Origin of the sequence: Pseudomonas arsenicoxydans, from assembly GCF_900103875.1 — a bacterium.
Lineage (GTDB): Bacteria > Pseudomonadota > Gammaproteobacteria > Pseudomonadales > Pseudomonadaceae > Aquipseudomonas > Aquipseudomonas arsenicoxydans.
The window spans coordinates 1-17,184 of sequence record NZ_LT629705.1; the positions used below are offsets into that span (position 1 = coordinate 1).

The window sequence follows — 17,184 nt, forward strand, 5'->3', positions numbered from 1 at the left end:
ATTGTTGTTTTTGTCATGCGTCTTCCCCGGTGAGTGACAGAAGGCCCACCCTACTGCCGCACGTTGGGAGCGATAAGCGCACCAAGGAGGTATTCGCGGTGTACCTCTTAAGTATGAATGCCAGATGGGACGCGGGTTTGCGCCGGGTATGGATGGGCTGGATGGAGGGTTATCAGCCAGATGCATGAACGGATCGGACGCTGATCTGTAGTCACTACCAAAGGCTGCTACAAAGAAGGGGGGAAAGTTTGGACTGTTGCTCAGGCTGCAACACTGCATGTCGCGAATCGCTATTTCCTTAGGGCTCACGGCTTATTCTTGCCGGGCTTTGAAGGTGAACCGCCAGAAAGCACGCAGCGATGACGTGTGATCAATCCACATCATCGCTGACAGAATCCAGATGAATCGATGCTTATCGATTGATCGCCCTGAGTACACTGACGTTGATTTGTAGCTCCTTGATTCAACGTCTTGCTTTGGCCGCTGCGTTTGCAGCGGCCTTTTTTATGGGCGATGGTTTTGTGGCGAGGGGAACAATCCGGGGCATGGCAGGGCTCTGAAAATCCCTGCGCAACACATCAACGTCAAATCGAATACTTCTGCAATTCGCCATCATTTCCTTCAGCGCCTCGATGTTGTCCTTCGGATGCGCTGCGCCTTCGAAATCACAAATCTGCTGCCAATGCGCCGCCACATCCTCCGGCGAGAACCCCTCCCGCGGATCAAACCCGGCGCCCAGGCTACGCTCCCAACGCACTTTGCCCATCCAGCGCCGCGACTTCAAACAGCCCGGAAGTCTCCTGGCAGGTTTCGCTGGCCAAGTACACCACCAACGGGCTCACCAGTTCTGGCTTGAGTTGCTCGAACACTTGCGGCGGAATCAGGCTTCGGTCATGCGGGTGCCGCCGGTTGGGGCGATGGCATTGACAGGATGTTGTTCTTGCGGCCTTCGATGGCGAGTGTGCGGGTCAGGCCGTAGAGGCCGAGTTTGGCCATGCCGTAGTTGGATTGGCCGAAGTTGCCATAGATGCCCGAGGTCGAGGCGGTAAAGATCACGCGGCATAGTTTTGCTCGCGCATGTGCGGCCAGGCGGCGCGGGTGACTTTGTAGGCACCTTCGACGTGGACGCGGTAAACCAGGTCCCAATCGGCGTCATCCATTTTGTGGAAGGTCTTGTCGCGCAGGATCCCGGCGTTGTTGACCACCACATCGATGCGGCCGAAGGCATCGAGGGCGTGCTGGACGATCTTGTCGCCGTCGGTGACGGAGTCGTGGTTGGCCTCGGCGATACCGCCGGCCTCGCGAATTTCTGCCACGACGCGGTCTGCCGCCGAAGCGTTGGCGCCTTCACCTTGCGCCGAGCCGCCCAGATCGTTGACCAGCACTCTGGCGCCCTGTTTGGCGAACAGCAGCGCGTGCGCACGGCCCAGGCCGCCGCCTGCACCGGTGACGATCACGACTTTATCTTCGAAGCGCACAGACTCATTCATGGGGAAACTCCAGCAGGCCAAGGACAATAAGCCCGAGTGTCAGGCACGGCGCTGCGGCTCACAATGAACAAGGGTGGGGCTGAATGGTGCTCGATAAGGCTGGGGGATAATCAGGAACAGGCCACTTTGAGCGGTGGTGAAACAGCCGATCACGAAACTCGAGGTAATGTTTGAGTACAGGGCCGGGGCCTCCGATTGCGGGTAATGACCGATGTCGGGCAACAGGACGTGTCCGGGTCCGGGATCAGTTCCCGATAGCGCTTGACCATGTGCGCACCGGAAATGGGATCGACCTCACCGTCAATCACTCGCAACGGCACTTCACCACGCTGCATGGCGCCGACCCAGCGCTCGCGCTGGACACGCCGCTCGGGAATGTAGGCGATGAGTTTGTGCATGATTCGTGGGCCGTGATTGCTGTCGATCAAGCTCCAGAAATCATCCATCTCACTTTCGCTGGGGTGTGTTTTCGAGCCGAATATCTGCCGGAAACTCTTTACCAGCCCGTCGCGGGTAAAGGCTCGCCCGATCATCCAGCCCAAGGGGCTGAGCAAGAGTTTTTGCATCAGCACCGGACGATGGGTTTCAGGAAACAGGCCACCGTTGAGGAACACACAACTGGCGATATCCACGCGGGTCTCGTAATGCCGCGCCAACAACTCCTGGGCCACGCTGTCGCCATAATCATGGGCCAACAGGTGCACCGGCCGTTCGACATTCAAGTGTGCGAGCAAGGCCTGCTGCAGATCGGCCTGCTCCAGCAAGCTGTATTCATGGTTGGCCGGTTTGGCGGAATCGCCAAAGCCAAGCATGTCGCAGGCAATCACTCGATAGCGCTGCGCCAGCGGCTGCCACAGGTAATGCCAGTCCCAACTGGCTGTCGGGAAGCCATGAATGAGCAACAGCGGCTCACCCTGCCCCGCTGTCCAGTAACGAATGGTCTGGCCACGAAATACAAACGTCTGGCCGCGTTTACGCCAGACACACAGGGGGATCTCGGCGAGTTGCATTAGAGTTTATAACCCGGGTCTTGTTGATCGAGTTTGCGCAGCAGCGCAGGCCAGGCCAGCGCGCCACCCATTCCTTGAGCACTTTTAGTAACGCCGGCGATCATCGCCTTGGCGCCCGCCAGAATCTGCGGTTCGATGGCAATCAGTTCAGCGCCACCACCCTGCGCCATGACCTGGATATCGCAGGCGCGCTGGAAGGTGAACATCATCAGGAACGTATCGGCGATGGTGCCGCCACAGGTCAGCAGACCGTGGTTATGCAACATCAGGAAGTTGTTTTGGCCAAGGTCGGCTTGCAGGCGCGCCTTCTCTTCGTGGTTCAGCGCAACGCCTTCGTACGCGTGGTACGCCAGGCTGGACAGCACAAACAACGACTGCTGACTGATCGGCAGAATGCCCTGTTTTTGCGCCGATACCGCGACGCCCGACGCCGTGTGGGTGTGCAGTACACAGACCACATCGTGACGCACTTCATGCACGGCGCTGTGAATGGTGTAACCGGCCGGGTTGATTTCGTAAGGGCTGTCCATCAGCTTGTTGCCGGCCTGATCGACCTTGACCAGGCTTGAGGCGGTGATCTCGTGAAACATCAACCCGAACGGGTTGATCAGGAAATCTTCGGTGCCCGGCACCTTGGCCGAGATGTGCGTAAAGATCAGATCATCCCAGCCATGCGCGGCAACCAGACGGTAGCAGGCAGCCAGGTCGACGCGGGTCTGCCACTCGGCGGCACTGACCTGGTTTTTGACATTGTGGGGTGATTGGACGGGGGCAACATTCACGGCAAGGACCTCCTGTTCTTATTGTTTTACTGTCGTCTCAGCAGTCTAGTCAGCCCCGGGATTTCGTGTAGTTGCATTGGCAGCCAGCTTGATGGCCCAACGAGTCAGTTCAGGCCAAGACCTGGATCCATGTCAAAGGATTGCCGCCAGTAATGGTGCGCAAAACAAATTCAGCAGGCCCGTCAGCACCATGACAAGTCCCGCCACCGAACCTTCTTCACCGCCGACTTCATGGGCCCGGCTGACACCGGCACCGTGCGCGCCAACGCCAAACAGCGCGCCCCGTGCCAAGGCGCTGCGCAGCGGCAGCCACTTGAGCAGTATGCCGCCGAGCATCGCCCCGAATACGCCGGTGAACATCACGAACACCGCCGTCAGTTCCGGAACACCGCCGAGCTCATGAGCCAGGGGCATGGCAAACGGCGTGGTGATTGAGCGTGGCACCAGTGACAGGGTCACGGAACTGTCCAGCGCCAGCGCCTTGGCCAGACCGAATGAAGTGCCGATGGACGCCGCACTGCCCGCCAGCATGCCAAGCAGCAACGCCGACCAATGCCGCATCAGCATTTGCCGCTGTTGCCAGATCGGCACGGCAAACGCGACAGTCACCGGGCCCAGCACCCACATCAGCCAATGGGTGTCGCTCGAATATTCGGAATAGGCGGTATGCAGCGGTACCGCGAGCGCCATCAGCAGCGCCGGAACCAGAATCAGCGGCGATAACAGATAACGCCCGGTGCGTCGATAGATCCAGCGACTGAACACATAAGCCAGCAGCGTGAAGGCCAGCCAGAACATCGGCATCAGCTCAAGCTTCATGGGGCCTCCTCAAACGCACTACCGCTTCCACGGTAAACGCCGTCACGAGCATCACCATCAGCGTACTCATGCCGATCACCAGCAGAATCCGCCAGCCGTCATTGCGCATCAGGCCGCCATAATCGAGAAGGCTCATCAGCGCTGGAATAAAGAACAACAGCATCTCGGCCATCAACAAACCTGCACCCATTTGCAACATCGCCGGTTTGACCCCGCCTATGGCGAAGGCCAGCAGCAACAATGCCATGCCAATGACGCCGCCCGGGATCGGCCAGGAAAACCATGCGCTGATTGCGCAGCCGAGCAGATAAATGCCAAGCAGCACGGCCAATTCAGTCACCAGTCGAGCCAGTTTTTTCAGGGTTGATGCATGCATGATGTCGGTCCTCTCAAGGGCTCATTTTACGGAGCATACCCCCATCACCAAAACGAATTGTTAGACTCGATACCATTCCAATCTGGAATCAGGAATCAGGCCCATGGAATTCAAACAGCTACGCAGCTTCGTCGAAGTGATGCATCAAGGGGGGTTCACTCAAGCCGCCAAAACCCTGCACCTCAGCCAATCCGCGGTGAGCAAGCAAGTCGCGCAACTGGAACAGAGCCTGGGCACCCCGCTGCTCGAGCGCCTGGGATCGCAGTTGCGCCTGACCGCCGCTGGCAGCGTGGTCCTGCAACGGGCTGAAGGCATGCTTCGGCTGCGCAACGAGTTGCTCAGCGAACTGGATGACTTAAGCCAACTGGCACGTGGGGAACTGCGTCTGGGGCTGCCGCTACTGGGCAGCGATGCGCTGTTTGCCGAGTTGTTTGCCGAGTACCGGCGTCGCTATCCGAACATCAGCATTCAGTTGCTTGAGGGCGGCAGCCTGAACATCGAACAGGCGGTACTGAGCGGTGAGCTGGAGCTCGGCGGCAGTCTTTTGCCCAAGGATCCGCAGTTTGCCTTTCAACCCTTCTGCGATGAACCGCTGGACGCATTGCTACCGGCCGATCATCCGCTAGCGACAAAGACCGTGATCGGATTGGAGGAATTGGCCGACACCCCGTTTCTGCTGTATCAGCGCAGCTTCGTGCTCAACGACCGATTGCTCCAGGCCTGCCATCAACTGGGATTTACCCCCAAGGAAGGCGGGCGCAGCGGTCAGGCGGATTTTTTGGCGGCATTGGTGGCCGCAGGTCAAGGCGTGGTGTTGTTGCCCAGCGTGGTGGCGCGCGGGCTGGTGCGGCCAGGCGTGGTGCGCCTGACCTTGAAGGCCCCGAGCTATTTGCGCTGGGACATCGCCTTTATCTGGCGTGAGGGTGCGTACTTGTCCAAAGCCGCGCAAGCCTGGCTCGCCCTGTTGCGCGAGCGGCCAGTCAGCTCCGCAGCGCGCTGACGAACTCAGCCAGCCAAGGTTCGGCGTCGGTTTCCGGGGTGACGCTTTCACTGGCGTCCAGACGCAGCATGGGCAGCACTTCGCGCACGCCAAGTTCACTGAACAATTCACGCATCTGCTCGCCGCCACCGCAGAAGGTATCGCCATAACTCGCATCGCCCAGGCCGATGACTGCGCCGGGCAAACCGCGCCAGGCGGCAGGCAACTGGTCACGGATCGTTGAATACAAGGGTTGCAGGTTGTCCGGCAACTCGCCCATGCCGGTGGTTGAGGTCACCGCCAAAAACGCTTGCGGGCCGAAAGCCTGGACTTCGGCGATCGTCGCGCGCGGGTTGTGCCAGGTCTCAAAACCCGCGGCATTCAAAATAGCCGCGGCGTGGCGGGCAACTTCTTCAGCCGTGCCGTACACCGAGCCGGAAATGATGGCAACTTTCATCAATCGATCCTGAAGCAGAGTAAAAACACAGATATTAACAGCACAGGCTCGTTTGATCTTTTAGAATGCAAATCCATATCAATACGGAAAGGATTCTCCGATGATCAACGCTCAACTGCTGCAAATGGTGATCAACGCTTCCAATGACGGCATCGTGATTGCCGAAAAAGAGGGCGACCAGGACACCATCCTGATTTACGTGAATCCTGCATTCGAACGCCTCACGGGTTACACGAGCGAAGAAATCCTCTACCAGGATTGCCGCTTTCTGCAGTCAGGTGACCGGGATCAAGACGCCTTGGCGACGATTCGCGAGGCAGTGAGCAGCGGCGGATCCTGCCGGGAGATTCTGAGGAACTACCGCAAGGACGGCACGCCGTTCTGGAACGAACTGTCCCTTTCTACAATGAAAAATCCGAGCGACGGACAGACTTACTTTGTCGGCGTACAGAAAGATGTCACCGTTCAGGTCAAGGCACAGCAGCGAGTTACGCAATTGGAAGCGCAAGTGGCGCAGTTGCAGGCCGAACTAGCCGCGTTAAAAAGCGACGAACGGTAAAAACAAAACGGCGAATTAAGTGTCATTAACTACAATCACCGATGAATTTGTATCTTTTTCTTTCGAGCAAGCCATGCATCGCGACGCACTCCTGACCCAGGATGAGCTGGATTTTATCCAGACCATGCAACACAACCCGCAGCTCAATGTGCGGGATGCGACGTCGAGCCTGCTCGTTAACGGTGGTTCGCAAATCCGTGATTTGCTCACGCGCCTCGCGGCACATGAGCAGGTCACCATCCAGGCCAACTTCGAAAACCAGCAAATGACCTTTCCGCTGCACCTGGTGGAAGACGAGTTTCATGCGCTGCATTTACGCCTGGGGGTGCCGAGTATTTACGAAGACGGGCCGATGATCCGTCCGTGGCGCCTGACGCTCGAAGAGCCGGTTGCGCTTGAGAATGCCAAGGGCCAACCCGGTACGATGTGGGTGCACGAAATATCGTTCAAAGGGGTGTTGCTGGAGGTCCGTAACAAGACCAAACCGCCCAAGCACTTTGCGTTGTGGTTCAGCCCTTCAGGCTATGAACGCATTGCGTTGCGCGGCACCTTCGAGCGTGAAACAGAACAAGGGTTTTACGCCTACGAACTAAGCCAGACCGACAAGGACGAGACCGAGCGCCTGCGCCAGTACATCCTTCAACAGCATCGTCTGACACACCCTGCGCTGCACATCTGAAACTCAGGTATCCAGGTTTCCTGCCAGGAACTGTTTCATGCGCTGGCGCATCACCGTCCCCTCATTACCCAGACATCCGATCGACGATCCGGCCAGGCTTTCCTGTGCCAGGTCCGACGCGTCGCCAGCCAGCAATAGCTGACAGTCCAGACTCATAGCCAGCCGATTCAAACGTCGAGGCAACTCGGCTGCCGGCGCATGATTGGACACCAGCACCAGTGCCTTGGGCTTGATCCGCTGGCAAACCAGGGCCAACTCGTCGAATGGCTGGCCGATAGCCAACAACTGAATCGCCGAATCGACGCTGCACAGGTACAGGGCCGTGATCAGTATTTCCAGCTCACGGGCTTGATCGGCCAAGGCACAGACGATGATCTGTCGCGGTTGCATGACACGCACCAACAGCAATCGTTGCAACACCCTGGAGCGCAGAAAACCGTCGAGAAAAAGCCATTCACTGGCTTGCCCGAACGTTTCATGGCGTTGAAGCAAATGTTTCCAGACCACCAGCAAAATGTCCTGGAATACGACCGTCAGGGGATAGCTGGAAAAAATCTGCCCATAGACGTGCTCCAGTTGCACCTCGTCAAAGGCCGTGACCGCCGCCTGGACTTGCTGCTGCCACTGGATGTAGTCGGCCTGAACAAGATCCTTGGGGATTAGATGCGACAAGACCTGAAGAGGCTCGCTCTTGGCCAGTATCTTGCCGACCTTGCTGACGGCGACGCCGCGATCGATCCAGTCCAGGATGCTGCGAACTTTCTCGATATCGGCCATCGAGTACAGCCGATGCCCGCTTTCGGTGCGCGTGGGCTGGATCAACCCGTACCGTCGCTCCCAAGCGCGCAACGTGACCGGGTTTATCCCCGTCAGGCGCGCCACCTCACGAATAGGAAAGAGATCCTCCCGCTGAAGGGAAAGATCCGCCTGTGAGGCAGAGCCAACGTCAGTCAGTACAGGCATTGATAGTCGACGTCCGCGTTAAAATTGGATCCCATTCTAACTCTCCTGCCCTGTCACTATTCAACTCATTAATAAACGACGAATGTCATTGGTGTCATCCACACAATCAGGAATAATCCTTGCTTGTCTCAAGACGCAGCCCATCACCCCGGCGCTGCGCCTGGCGAAACTCCTATCCGGAGGGCCGCGATCGTTATACGGAGATACACAATGTCTACTTCCCCCGTCACCTTGATGGTTGCACGCCGCGTCGCCGATGGACGTTATCAGGACCTGATGGTCTGGTTGCGCGAAGGCGAACAACTGGCGACTGACTTTCCCGGTTACCTCGGCTCTGGCGTGCTCGCTCCGCCACCCGACGATAACGAATTCCAGATCATTTTCCGCTTTGCCAACGAGCACACCCTGCACGCCTGGGAGCATTCTGCTTCGCGCACGGCATGGCTGGCACGTGGCAGCGATTTGTTTGCGCACCCTAAAGAGCATCGCGTCAGCGGCATCGAAGGCTGGTTCGGCGCAGTCGGCCAACGCCCGCCTCGCTGGAAACAGGCGGTGGCGATCTGGCTGGCGTTTTTCCCGGTGTCATTGCTGTTCAACTTTGTGCTGGGGCCATTGCTTGGCGAACTGAGCCTGCTGCCTCGGGTGCTCATCAGCACCTTGTGCCTTACGCCACTGATGGTCTACTTCTTTATTCCACTGTCGACCCGACTGCTGGCCAACTGGCTGAACAGCACACCGGCACGTCCACTGCCGGCCAAGTTGCCCGCCACTCAAAACCCCTGACCGCCCGCTCCTGCAAAGGCACGTAGGTGTACGACTCCCGTCGCTGGTATAGTTTTGCTCTCACCGCGACGCGAGCCGTTCATGACCTCTTCCGCAGCTCCGATCCTCATCACCGGTGCCGGCCAGCGTATCGGCCTGCACTGCGCACAGCGGTTGCTCGAAGATGGCCATCCGGTGATCTTCAGCTACCGCAGCGAACGCCCCGGCGTGCAGGCATTACGCGACCTGGGCGCGATCGCGGTGTTTGCCGACTTCTCCAGCACCGCGGGAATCCTCGCGTTCATCAGCGAACTGAAAACCCACACCGACGTCCTTCGCGCGATCGTTCATAACGCTTCCGAATGGCTGGCTGAAACCCCTGACACCGATGCCGAAGCATTTACCCGCATGTTCAGCGTGCACATGCTGGCGCCTTACCTGATCAATCTGCACTGTGCTGACTTGCTTCAACGCTCAAGCCCGGCCGACATCGTGCACATCAGCGATGACGTGACCCGCAAGGGCAGCAGCAAACATATCGGCTACTGCGCCAGCAAAGCCGGGCTCGATAGCCTGACCTTGTCCTTCGCCGCGAAATACGCGCCGACAATCAAGGTCAACGGCATTGCGCCGGCCCTGCTAATGTTCAATCCCGACGATGACGCGGCGTACCGCGCCAAGGCGCTGGCCAAATCCGCGCTGGGCATCGAGCCCGGCGGCGACGTGATCTACCAGAGCCTGCGATATTTGCTCGACAACCCTTATGTCACCGGCACGACCCTGACCGTCAACGGCGGGCGGCACATCAAATAAGCGGCCCCGCGAGGATGTTCCATGACGTTATCCCTGCACCAGAATGCCCTGTCCCAGAGCTATCGCGAGATCCTCATCGGCCTCGGTGAAAACCCCGACCGCGAAGGACTGCAAGACACCCCGACTCGCGCGGCCAAGGCCATGCAGTACCTCTGCCATGGCTATGAGCAAAGTGTCGAAGAGATCGTCAACGGCGCGTTGTTCGCGTCCGACAACGATGAAATGATCATCGTCGACAACATCGAGCTGTACTCACTCTGCGAACATCATATGTTGCCCTTCATCGGCAAGGCGCATGTGGCTTATATTCCGACCGGCAAGGTGCTGGGCCTGTCGAAGATTGCGCGGTTGGTGGACATGTTCGCCCGTCGCCTGCAAATCCAGGAAAACCTCACCCGGCAAATCGCCGATGCAGTGCAGCAAGTGACCGGCGCGGCAGGTGTCGCGGTGGTCATCGAAGCCAAGCACATGTGCATGATGATGCGCGGCGTCGAGAAGCAGAATTCGACCATGAACACCTCGGTGATGCTCGGCGCCTTCCGCGAGTCGAGCAACACCCGCCAGGAGTTCCTGCAATTGATTGGACGGAGCAAGTAGCAATGCCACAACTTCAACCAGGAACGGCACGCATCCGGGTCAAGGACCTGTGCCTGCGGACCTTCATCGGCATCAACGAAGACGAAATCCTCAACAAGCAGGATGTGCTGATCAACCTGACCATTCTGTACGCCGCTCAGGAAGCGGTGCGTGACAACGACATCGATCACGCGCTCAATTACCGGACCATCACCAAGGCGATCATCGCCCATGTGGAGGGCAATCGCTTCGCGCTGCTCGAACGCCTGACCCAGGAAATCCTCGACCTGGTCATGGCCAACGAATCGGTGCTGTATGCCGAGGTGGAAGTCGACAAGCCGCACGCCTTGCGATTCGCCGAATCGGTATCGATCACGTTAGCGGCGGGCCGCTAAGCTTCAAGCTTCAAGCTTCAAGCGGTAAGCTAACAACCAACGCAATCCACTTGCAGCTTGAAGCCTGCCGCTCAAAGCTGTCTCGCAGAGACCCCCATGAACGATCAACAACGCCTGGAACTTGAAGCCGCCGCCTTTCGCCGGCTGGTCGCGCACCTGGACAGCCGCAAGGATGTACAGAACATCGACCTGATGAACCTTTCCGGTTTTTGCCGCAACTGCCTCTCCAAGTGGTACAAGGCGGCTGCCGACGAACGCCAGATCGAGGTCAGCCTCGATGACGCCCGCGAAGTCGTTTACGGCATGCCGTACGCCGAGTGGAAAGCCAAATACCAGCAAGAAGCCAGCGCCGAACAACAAGCGGCGTTTGCCAAAGGAAAACCCAATGAGTGATTTGAACACCCTGCGCGCCAGCCTCAAGAGCGGCGATCACGCTTTCGCCGACACCCTGGCGTTCATCGCCGCTGGCTACGATTATCAGCCACAGGCGTTCAACAACGGCGGCGTGGAAAACGCCGCCGGGCAGAACGAAGGTTCGTGCAAGACCCTGGGCCTGGCGCTGCTGGAAGGCTTGAGCGATGAAGAAGCGTTGTTGGCGTTTGGCGAGCATTACCGTTCGGTGGTGGCCACGCCTGAAGGCAGCGACCACGGCAATATCCGCGCATTGATTGCCCATGGATTGGCCGGTGTGAAGTTCTCGCAGCAACCACTGACTCGCCGCTGATTTAAAAAAATAAAAGATCGCAGCCTCGTTTCACTCGACAGCTCCTACACGGAAACACGATCTCAGTAGGAGCTGTCGAGTGAAACGAGGCTGCGATCTTTTGATCTTCCACCGTACATCCCGACTTTTAATATTGACCCGGCGACTTTATTTCGTTTGCCGGGCACCACTGCTCGCGGCTTAGATAAAAAGAAGCATCCCTTCTTCTGAGTCAGGTATCCATGAGCAGCGAAACCATCAGCCAGTCGATCAACGTCGTTCACCCCGTTACGCTCAGCCACGGCAAAAACGCCGAAGTCTGGGACACCGATGGCAAACGCTACATCGACTTTGTCGGCGGCATCGGCGTACTCAACCTCGGTCATTGCCACCCGCGTATCGTCGAGGCCATTCGCGAACAAGCCACGCGCCTGACCCACTACGCGTTCAATGCTGCCCCCCATGTGCCCTACCTGGAATTGATGGATCGTCTGACGGCGTTCATCCCTGTGGATTACGCTGTCAGTGGCATGCTCACCAACAGCGGCGCAGAAGCGGCAGAGAACGCCCTGAAGATTGTCCGCGGTGCGACCGGTCGCACAGCCGTCATTGCCTTCGACGGCGCCTTCCACGGCCGCACGCTCGCCACCCTCAACCTCAATGGCAAAGTCGCACCGTACAAACAGAAAGTCGGCGTGCTGCCGGGTCCGGTGTATCACCTGCCCTTCCCGAGCAAGGACAACGGCGTGACCTGCGCCGACACGTTGAAGGCCATGGATCGACTGTTCAGCGTCGAAATCGATGTCGAAGATGTGGCCTGCTTCATCGTCGAACCGGTGCAGGGCGAAGCGGGTTTCCTGGCGATGGACGTGGAATTCGCGCAAGCGCTGCGCGCGTTCTGCGATGAAAAGAACATTCTGCTGATCGCCGATGAAATCCAGTCCGGCTTCGGCCGCACCGGCGAGCGCTTTGCGTTTTCGCGATTGGGCATCGAGCCGGACCTGATCCTGCTGGGCAAAAGCATCGCCGGCGGCGTTCCACTGGGTGCCGTGGTCGGGCGCAAGGCGCTGCTCGACACCTTGCCCAAGGGCGGACTCGGCGGCACCTACTCGGGCAATCCCATCGCCTGCGCCGCCGGGTTGGCGACGCTGGATGAAATGACGGATGACAACCTGCAAGCCTGGGGCACACAGCAGGAAGAAGCGATTGTCAGCCGCTACGAAGCCTGGCGCGCCAGCAAGCTGTCGCCGTACCTGGGCCGCTTGACCGGCGTCGGTGCGATGCGCGGTATCGAGCTGATCAACACCGACGGCAAACCGGCATCGGCGCAGCTCACACAATTGCTGGCATTGGCGCGCGATGCCGGTCTGCTGCTGATGCCGAGCGGCAAGTCGCGGCACATCATTCGCCTGCTGGCGCCGTTGACCACAGAGGCGGCCGTGCTGGAGGAAGGGCTGGATATTCTCGAGGCCTGCCTGGCGAAACTGTCCTGAACAATGCGATTTCCGGGACTGACGTAGCGAATTATGTTCGCTTGTTGTCCCGGAATCGGCGTCGTAATACTGAGCAAAGACCTGAATCCGAACGGTAACAAAGCACTTCGCCTGACCATTCGGATTAACCAAAGCCCCCTTTACCTAGCGAGAACATCACCACCTACAAGCTGAGGCAGACATGTATCACGACAATATAATTTATAAGAAAAAGTCCAACGATCCTCAATTCCTGCTCGGCGTAGCCGTGGTGCTGTTCCTCGGCTCCTACCTGATGAACCTGGGCAACAGCGCCCTTAGCCATTTACTGCAACCGCTGCTGGGCAACGCCCCGGACAGCCTGACCGCACGCAACATCGCCATCGGGCTGGGCATCGCCGCACTGGGCACACTGAATTTCCACGTCCTCGGACGCCTGAAGTTCAAGGTGCAGACGACGGTGGTGTGGATTGAGCTGCTGATCCTGTTCCTCGCCTTTTTCGACACCTTCAACCTCTCCTACAGTTTCATCCTCGACAAGATCGGCTTCCTGATCATTCAGGGTGCCGCCACCACCCTCTACATTTCCGCCATCGCGATTGTGCTGGCCTTTGTGCTGGCGCTGATCGGCGCGGTGGCCAAGCTGTCGAACAACGGCCTGGCCAATGCCCTCGCCTCGTTCTACACCTCGTTCTTTCGCGGCGTTCCGCTGCTGATCCAGATCTACCTGATTTATCTCGGTCTGCCGCAACTGGGCTACGTCGTCGACGCGGTGCCGGCCGGCATCCTCGCGCTGTCCCTTTGCTACGGCGCCTACATGACCGAGATTTTCCGTGCCGGTATCCAGAGCATCCCGGTCGGCCAGTGGGAAGCCTCTCGAGCATTGAACATCAGCCCGTTCAAGACCCTGAGCCGGGTCATCATGCCGCAGGCCTTGCGCGTGATCATTCCACCCACCGGCAACCAGTTCATCGCCATGCTCAAGGACAGCTCGCTGGTGTCGGTCATCGGTGTCTGGGAGCTGATGTACCTGGCCAAGACCCAGGGCCGTGCGGACTTCCGTCACCTGGAAATGCTGATCACCGCCGCGATGATTTACTGGGCCCTGTCATTCATTCTGGAGCGGGTTCAGGCGCGAATCGAAAAACGGGTCAACCGATCCGTGGCAAGGGGTTGATGCGTGATGACTCGAACCAATACCGCTGAACAACTCGACCTGGCGCCTGTTGCTCAGGTCAGCCCTTCTATGATTTCCATCACCGGCCTGAACAAGTGGTACGGCAACTTTCACGCCCTGCGCGACGTCGACCTGAACGTCGCCACCGGCGAAATCCTGGTGGTGTGCGGGCCGTCGGGCTCGGGCAAATCGACGATGATCCGCTGCATCAACCACCTGGAGAATTTCCAGAAAGGTCACATACAGGTCAACGGCATCACCCTCACCAGCGAAGCAGAAAGTGTCAGCGCCGTGCGCAGCGAAATCGGCATGGTGTTCCAGAGCTTCAATCTGTTCCCGCACTTGAGCGTAATGGACAACCTGACGTTGGCCCCGCAGCTGGTGCAAGGCGTGTCCTCGGTCGAGGCGAAAAAACGTGCGCAGGTCTATCTGGAACGAGTGCGGATTGCCGAGCACGCCCACAAATATCCGTCGCAACTGTCCGGCGGTCAGCAGCAGCGTGTGGCGATTGCCCGGGCGCTGTGCATGAACCCAAAAGTGATGCTGTTCGATGAGCCGACCTCCGCGCTGGACCCGGAGATGGTCCACGAAGTGCTGGACGTGATGGGCGAACTGGCCACCGACGGCATGACCATGATTTGCGTGACCCACGAGATGGGTTTTGCCAGCAAGGTTGCTGACCGCGTGCTGTTCATGGATCAGGGACAGGTGATCGAACAAGCCACCCCGACCGAGTTTTTCAACAACCCGCAGACCGAACGCGCACAGAAATTCCTGTCGCAGATCATCGGTCACTGAGAAGCGCTTTACCCCGTATAACAATAACGAGAAGTGGAGATGGACATGCTCAGTAAAAAACCCGCAATCACCCTCGCAGCTGCCCTGTCACTGTTGTTCGTCGGCGCCGCGAACGCCGGAGCCGTGCTGGACAAGATCGAAAGCACCAAGACGTTGACCGTCGCCACCTCGGCGACCTGGCCTCCGCAGGGGTTCATCAACGACAAGAATGAAATCGACGGTTTTGATATCGACGTGTCCAAGGAGATCGCCAAGCGTCTCGGCGTCGAAGCCAAGTTCATCACGCCCGATTGGGATGTGATTACCGCAGGCAAGTGGAACGGTCGCTGGGACGTGTCGGTCGGCTCGATGACCGCGACCAAAAGTCGTGCGCGGATTCTCGATTTCCCCGGCACCTATTACTACGTGCCCTACGTGTTTGCGGTGCACAACAAATCCACGGTCAACGATCACAAGGCCCTGAATGGCAAAACCATCGGCGTCGAAGGTGGCACTACGTCCGAGGACTATTTCAGTCAGGCGCTGGCCATCGAAACCACCGACGTGCCGCCGGTCGTTTACGACGTAAAAACCGAAAAAATGAAGACCTACGCTGGCTCCGTCGGACCGCTGGACGATCTGCGTCTGGGTGACGGTGCCCGGCTCGATGCCATCCTCACGCAACGCAGCACACTGGATGCGGCCGTCAAGAAAGGCTACCCGCTGCGGGCTGTCGACAACGCCGTGGTGTTCTACGAACCACTGGCCGTTGCCACCGACAAGGGTGACCCGGAGCTTAAGGCCAAGCTGAGTCAAATCATCGGCGAAATGCACAAGGACGGCACGCTGACCAAGCTTTCGGACAAGTGGTACGGCGTCGACTACTCGACTATCAAGTAAACGCCCGAACCCTGTGGGAGCGAACCAGATCGCTCCCACAAAGGCCAAGCGTCCATTTGCGTGATCGGCAACTTATCAAGGATCGACCATGTCCTTCCCCAACACCTGGTATTCCCAAACCTCTCTGCCTCGCGCGGTCAGGTCCGAGTTGAACAGTGACAAAACCTGCGACGTCTGCATCATCGGCGCTGGCATCGCCGGCCTTACCGCGGCCCTTGAACTGACCCGGCGCGGCAAGCGCGTGATCATTCTCGAAGCCCATCAGGTGGCCTGGGGTGCGTCCGGTCGCAATGGCGGCGTGGTCTCGCCGGGTTGGGCCGAAGGGTCTGGAGCGATCCGCAAAAAACTGGGCCTTGCGCACGCCAAAGCGTTGTTCCAGATGTCGGTCGAAGGTGTGGAGATTGTTCGCCGCAACATTACCGAACTGTCCCTGAGCGGCTGCGCACCCTCTGCCGGCACAATCCGGGTCAAGCGCTATGACGACAGCGCGGGTGTGAAAAATCATATCGACACGATGCGCCGTGACTTCAGCTACGAACTCAACTTCCTCGACACCGCTCAGGTTCGGGAACGGGCGCACACACTGCGCTATTTCCAGGGTGTCGAAGACCCCAACGCCATGCACTTTCATCCCTTGAATTATTGCCTGGGCCTGGCCCTTGCGATTGAAACCGCGGGGGGGCGTATATTTGAACATTCAAAAATGCTCGCATGGCATCGCGAAGGGGCCAATAAAATCGTCCAGACCGCCCACGGCAACGTGCGCTGTCAGGACCTGGTGTTCTGCGCTGGCGGCTACGGCGGCCCGGAACTGCAAAAACTCAGCCGCGCGTACCTGCCGATCGCCACTTACGTGGTGTTGACTGAGCACTTGGGCGATTCGATCAAAGACGTGCTCGATTGCGCCGCCGCATTCTCCGATGACCGTCGCGCATCGGATTATTACCGCATCGTCGAAGGCGATCGCCTGCTGTGGGGCGGACGCATCACCACCCGCAATGAACAGAATGAAAAAGCCCTGGCGGCGATGCTGAAAGCGGACATGGTTTCGGTTTATCCGCAACTGGCCGCGGTCAACATCGAACTGGCCTGGTCGGGCCTGATGGGTTACTCCACCAACAAAATGCCCAACCTGGGACTACTGGAACCCGGTGTGTGGGCCTGCACCTCATTCGGTGGTCACGGGCTGAACACCGGCTCGATTGGCGGCCGGGTGATCGCTGAAGCAGTGTGCGGGGAAAGCGTGCGACATGAATTGTTCAAGCCGTACTTGCTGGACTGGAACGGCGGACCGTTCGGGCGGGTTGCGGCCAATGCGATCTATCAATCGTTGAAGGTCATGGACTTCGTTCAGGAACGGTTTCGCGGTTGATCGAAATTTCCGCAAACCCTGTTAACCCTGTAGGAGCTAGCCTGCTAGCTCCTACAAGGGTTTATGTTGACCGCTCTTTCTGTGGGTACAAAAAAACCGGCCGAAGCCGGTTTTTTCATTTCA

Annotated in this window: 18 protein-coding genes and 3 pseudogenes; 14 read left to right on the plus strand and 7 right to left on the minus strand. The window is 58.5% G+C overall.

The features are described 5' to 3' along the window. Positions 1-584: 584 nt before the first annotated feature. The 5 genes and pseudogenes from BLQ41_RS00005 to BLQ41_RS00025 all read right to left on the minus strand — a co-directional run bounded on the left by BLQ41_RS00005 (position 585) and on the right by BLQ41_RS00025 (position 4,477). Positions 585-1,490 (minus strand): annotated as a pseudogene (locus BLQ41_RS00005) (SDR family oxidoreductase). Positions 1,491-1,600: 110 nt separating this feature from the next. After that, positions 1,601-2,500 (minus strand): annotated as a pseudogene (locus BLQ41_RS00010) (alpha/beta fold hydrolase). Beyond that, complete coding sequence (locus tag BLQ41_RS00015) at positions 2,500-3,282, minus strand: class II aldolase/adducin family protein (protein WP_090175389.1); 783 nt, start codon at positions 3,280-3,282, stop codon at positions 2,500-2,502. Before BLQ41_RS00015 ends, BLQ41_RS00010 begins: the two are co-directional and overlap by 1 nt. A gap of 132 nt (positions 3,283-3,414) precedes the next feature. After that, positions 3,415-4,101, minus strand: a complete 687-nt coding sequence (locus BLQ41_RS00020; RefSeq protein ID WP_090175391.1) for an LrgB family protein — start codon at positions 4,099-4,101, stop codon at positions 3,415-3,417. Next, the gene (locus BLQ41_RS00025; RefSeq protein ID WP_090175393.1) at positions 4,091-4,477 is read right to left on the minus strand and encodes a CidA/LrgA family protein; all 387 of its coding nucleotides are present in this window, start codon (positions 4,475-4,477) and stop codon (positions 4,091-4,093) included. Before BLQ41_RS00025 ends, BLQ41_RS00020 begins: the two co-directional genes overlap by 11 nt. A gap of 103 nt (positions 4,478-4,580) precedes the next feature. Between BLQ41_RS00025 and BLQ41_RS00030 the strand changes: the two genes are divergently transcribed. Next, positions 4,581-5,477 carry a LysR family transcriptional regulator gene (locus BLQ41_RS00030; protein ID WP_090175398.1) on the plus strand — a complete coding sequence of 299 codons (897 nt, stop codon included), beginning with the start codon at positions 4,581-4,583 and terminating at the stop codon, positions 5,475-5,477. Here BLQ41_RS00030 and BLQ41_RS00035 read toward each other — a convergent pair. Then, the gene (locus BLQ41_RS00035) at positions 5,458-5,913 is read right to left on the minus strand and encodes a flavodoxin (RefSeq protein ID WP_090175399.1); all 456 of its coding nucleotides are present in this window, start codon (positions 5,911-5,913) and stop codon (positions 5,458-5,460) included. The two genes, BLQ41_RS00030 and BLQ41_RS00035, sit on opposite strands and share 20 nt — an antisense overlap. 100 nt (positions 5,914-6,013) lie before the next feature. On the opposite strand from BLQ41_RS00035, the pseudogene BLQ41_RS00040 reads away from it, so the two are divergent. Together BLQ41_RS00040 and BLQ41_RS00045 are read left to right on the plus strand one after the other, a co-directional pair. After that, positions 6,014-6,491: pseudogene (locus tag BLQ41_RS00040) on the plus strand (PAS domain-containing protein). A gap of 54 nt (positions 6,492-6,545) precedes the next feature. Further along, complete coding sequence (locus BLQ41_RS00045; RefSeq protein ID WP_090175400.1) at positions 6,546-7,151, plus strand: hypothetical protein; 606 nt, start codon at positions 6,546-6,548, stop codon at positions 7,149-7,151. Positions 7,152-7,154: 3 nt separating this feature from the next. Here BLQ41_RS00045 and BLQ41_RS00050 read toward each other — a convergent pair whose 3' ends face one another. Further along, a complete protein-coding gene (locus tag BLQ41_RS00050; protein WP_090175402.1) occupies positions 7,155-8,114 on the minus strand; it encodes a MerR family transcriptional regulator in 960 nt (319 codons plus the stop codon). 210 nt (positions 8,115-8,324) lie between these two features. On the opposite strand from BLQ41_RS00050, the gene BLQ41_RS00055 reads away from it, so the two are divergent. The 11 genes from BLQ41_RS00055 (at position 8,325) to BLQ41_RS00105 (ending at position 17,061) form a co-directional block, all read left to right on the plus strand. Continuing rightward, the gene (locus tag BLQ41_RS00055; RefSeq protein WP_090175404.1) at positions 8,325-8,897 is read left to right on the plus strand and encodes an antibiotic biosynthesis monooxygenase; all 573 of its coding nucleotides are present in this window, start codon (positions 8,325-8,327) and stop codon (positions 8,895-8,897) included. A gap of 81 nt (positions 8,898-8,978) precedes the next feature. Beyond that, entirely contained in the window at positions 8,979-9,689 is a 711-nt protein-coding gene (gene folM / locus BLQ41_RS00060; RefSeq protein WP_090175406.1) for a dihydromonapterin reductase, read from the plus strand. A 21-nt stretch (positions 9,690-9,710) separates the two neighbouring features. Beyond that, positions 9,711-10,286 (plus strand): GTP cyclohydrolase I FolE, encoded by a 576-nt coding sequence (gene folE, locus BLQ41_RS00065; protein ID WP_090175408.1) that lies wholly within the window; start codon positions 9,711-9,713, stop codon positions 10,284-10,286. A 2-nt stretch (positions 10,287-10,288) separates the two neighbouring features. Next, entirely contained in the window at positions 10,289-10,660 is a 372-nt protein-coding gene (gene folX, locus BLQ41_RS00070; protein WP_090175411.1) for a dihydroneopterin triphosphate 2'-epimerase, read from the plus strand. Between the two features lie 96 nt (positions 10,661-10,756). Next, on the plus strand, positions 10,757-11,053 hold the full coding sequence (locus BLQ41_RS00075; RefSeq protein WP_090175413.1) for a DUF1244 domain-containing protein: 297 nt from the start codon (positions 10,757-10,759) through the stop codon (positions 11,051-11,053). Beyond that, positions 11,046-11,384, plus strand: a complete 339-nt coding sequence (locus tag BLQ41_RS00080; RefSeq protein ID WP_090175414.1) for a HopJ type III effector protein — start codon at positions 11,046-11,048, stop codon at positions 11,382-11,384. The genes BLQ41_RS00075 and BLQ41_RS00080 overlap by 8 nt, the downstream gene beginning before the upstream one ends. 221 nt (positions 11,385-11,605) lie before the next feature. Beyond that, positions 11,606-12,856, plus strand: a complete 1,251-nt coding sequence (locus tag BLQ41_RS00085) for a 2-aminoadipate transaminase (protein ID WP_090175415.1) — start codon at positions 11,606-11,608, stop codon at positions 12,854-12,856. A gap of 181 nt (positions 12,857-13,037) precedes the next feature. Next, complete coding sequence (locus BLQ41_RS00090; protein WP_090175416.1) at positions 13,038-14,012, plus strand: amino acid ABC transporter permease; 975 nt, start codon at positions 13,038-13,040, stop codon at positions 14,010-14,012. Between the two features lie 69 nt (positions 14,013-14,081). Beyond that, complete coding sequence (locus tag BLQ41_RS00095; RefSeq protein ID WP_090188302.1) at positions 14,082-14,810, plus strand: amino acid ABC transporter ATP-binding protein; 729 nt, start codon at positions 14,082-14,084, stop codon at positions 14,808-14,810. A gap of 45 nt (positions 14,811-14,855) precedes the next feature. Next, positions 14,856-15,689, plus strand: coding sequence for a transporter substrate-binding domain-containing protein (locus BLQ41_RS00100; protein WP_090188305.1), 834 nt, complete (start codon positions 14,856-14,858; stop codon positions 15,687-15,689). Positions 15,690-15,777: 88 nt separating this feature from the next. Then, the gene (locus BLQ41_RS00105) at positions 15,778-17,061 is read left to right on the plus strand and encodes an NAD(P)/FAD-dependent oxidoreductase (protein WP_090175417.1); all 1,284 of its coding nucleotides are present in this window, start codon (positions 15,778-15,780) and stop codon (positions 17,059-17,061) included. Positions 17,062-17,184: the final 123 nt, after the last annotated feature.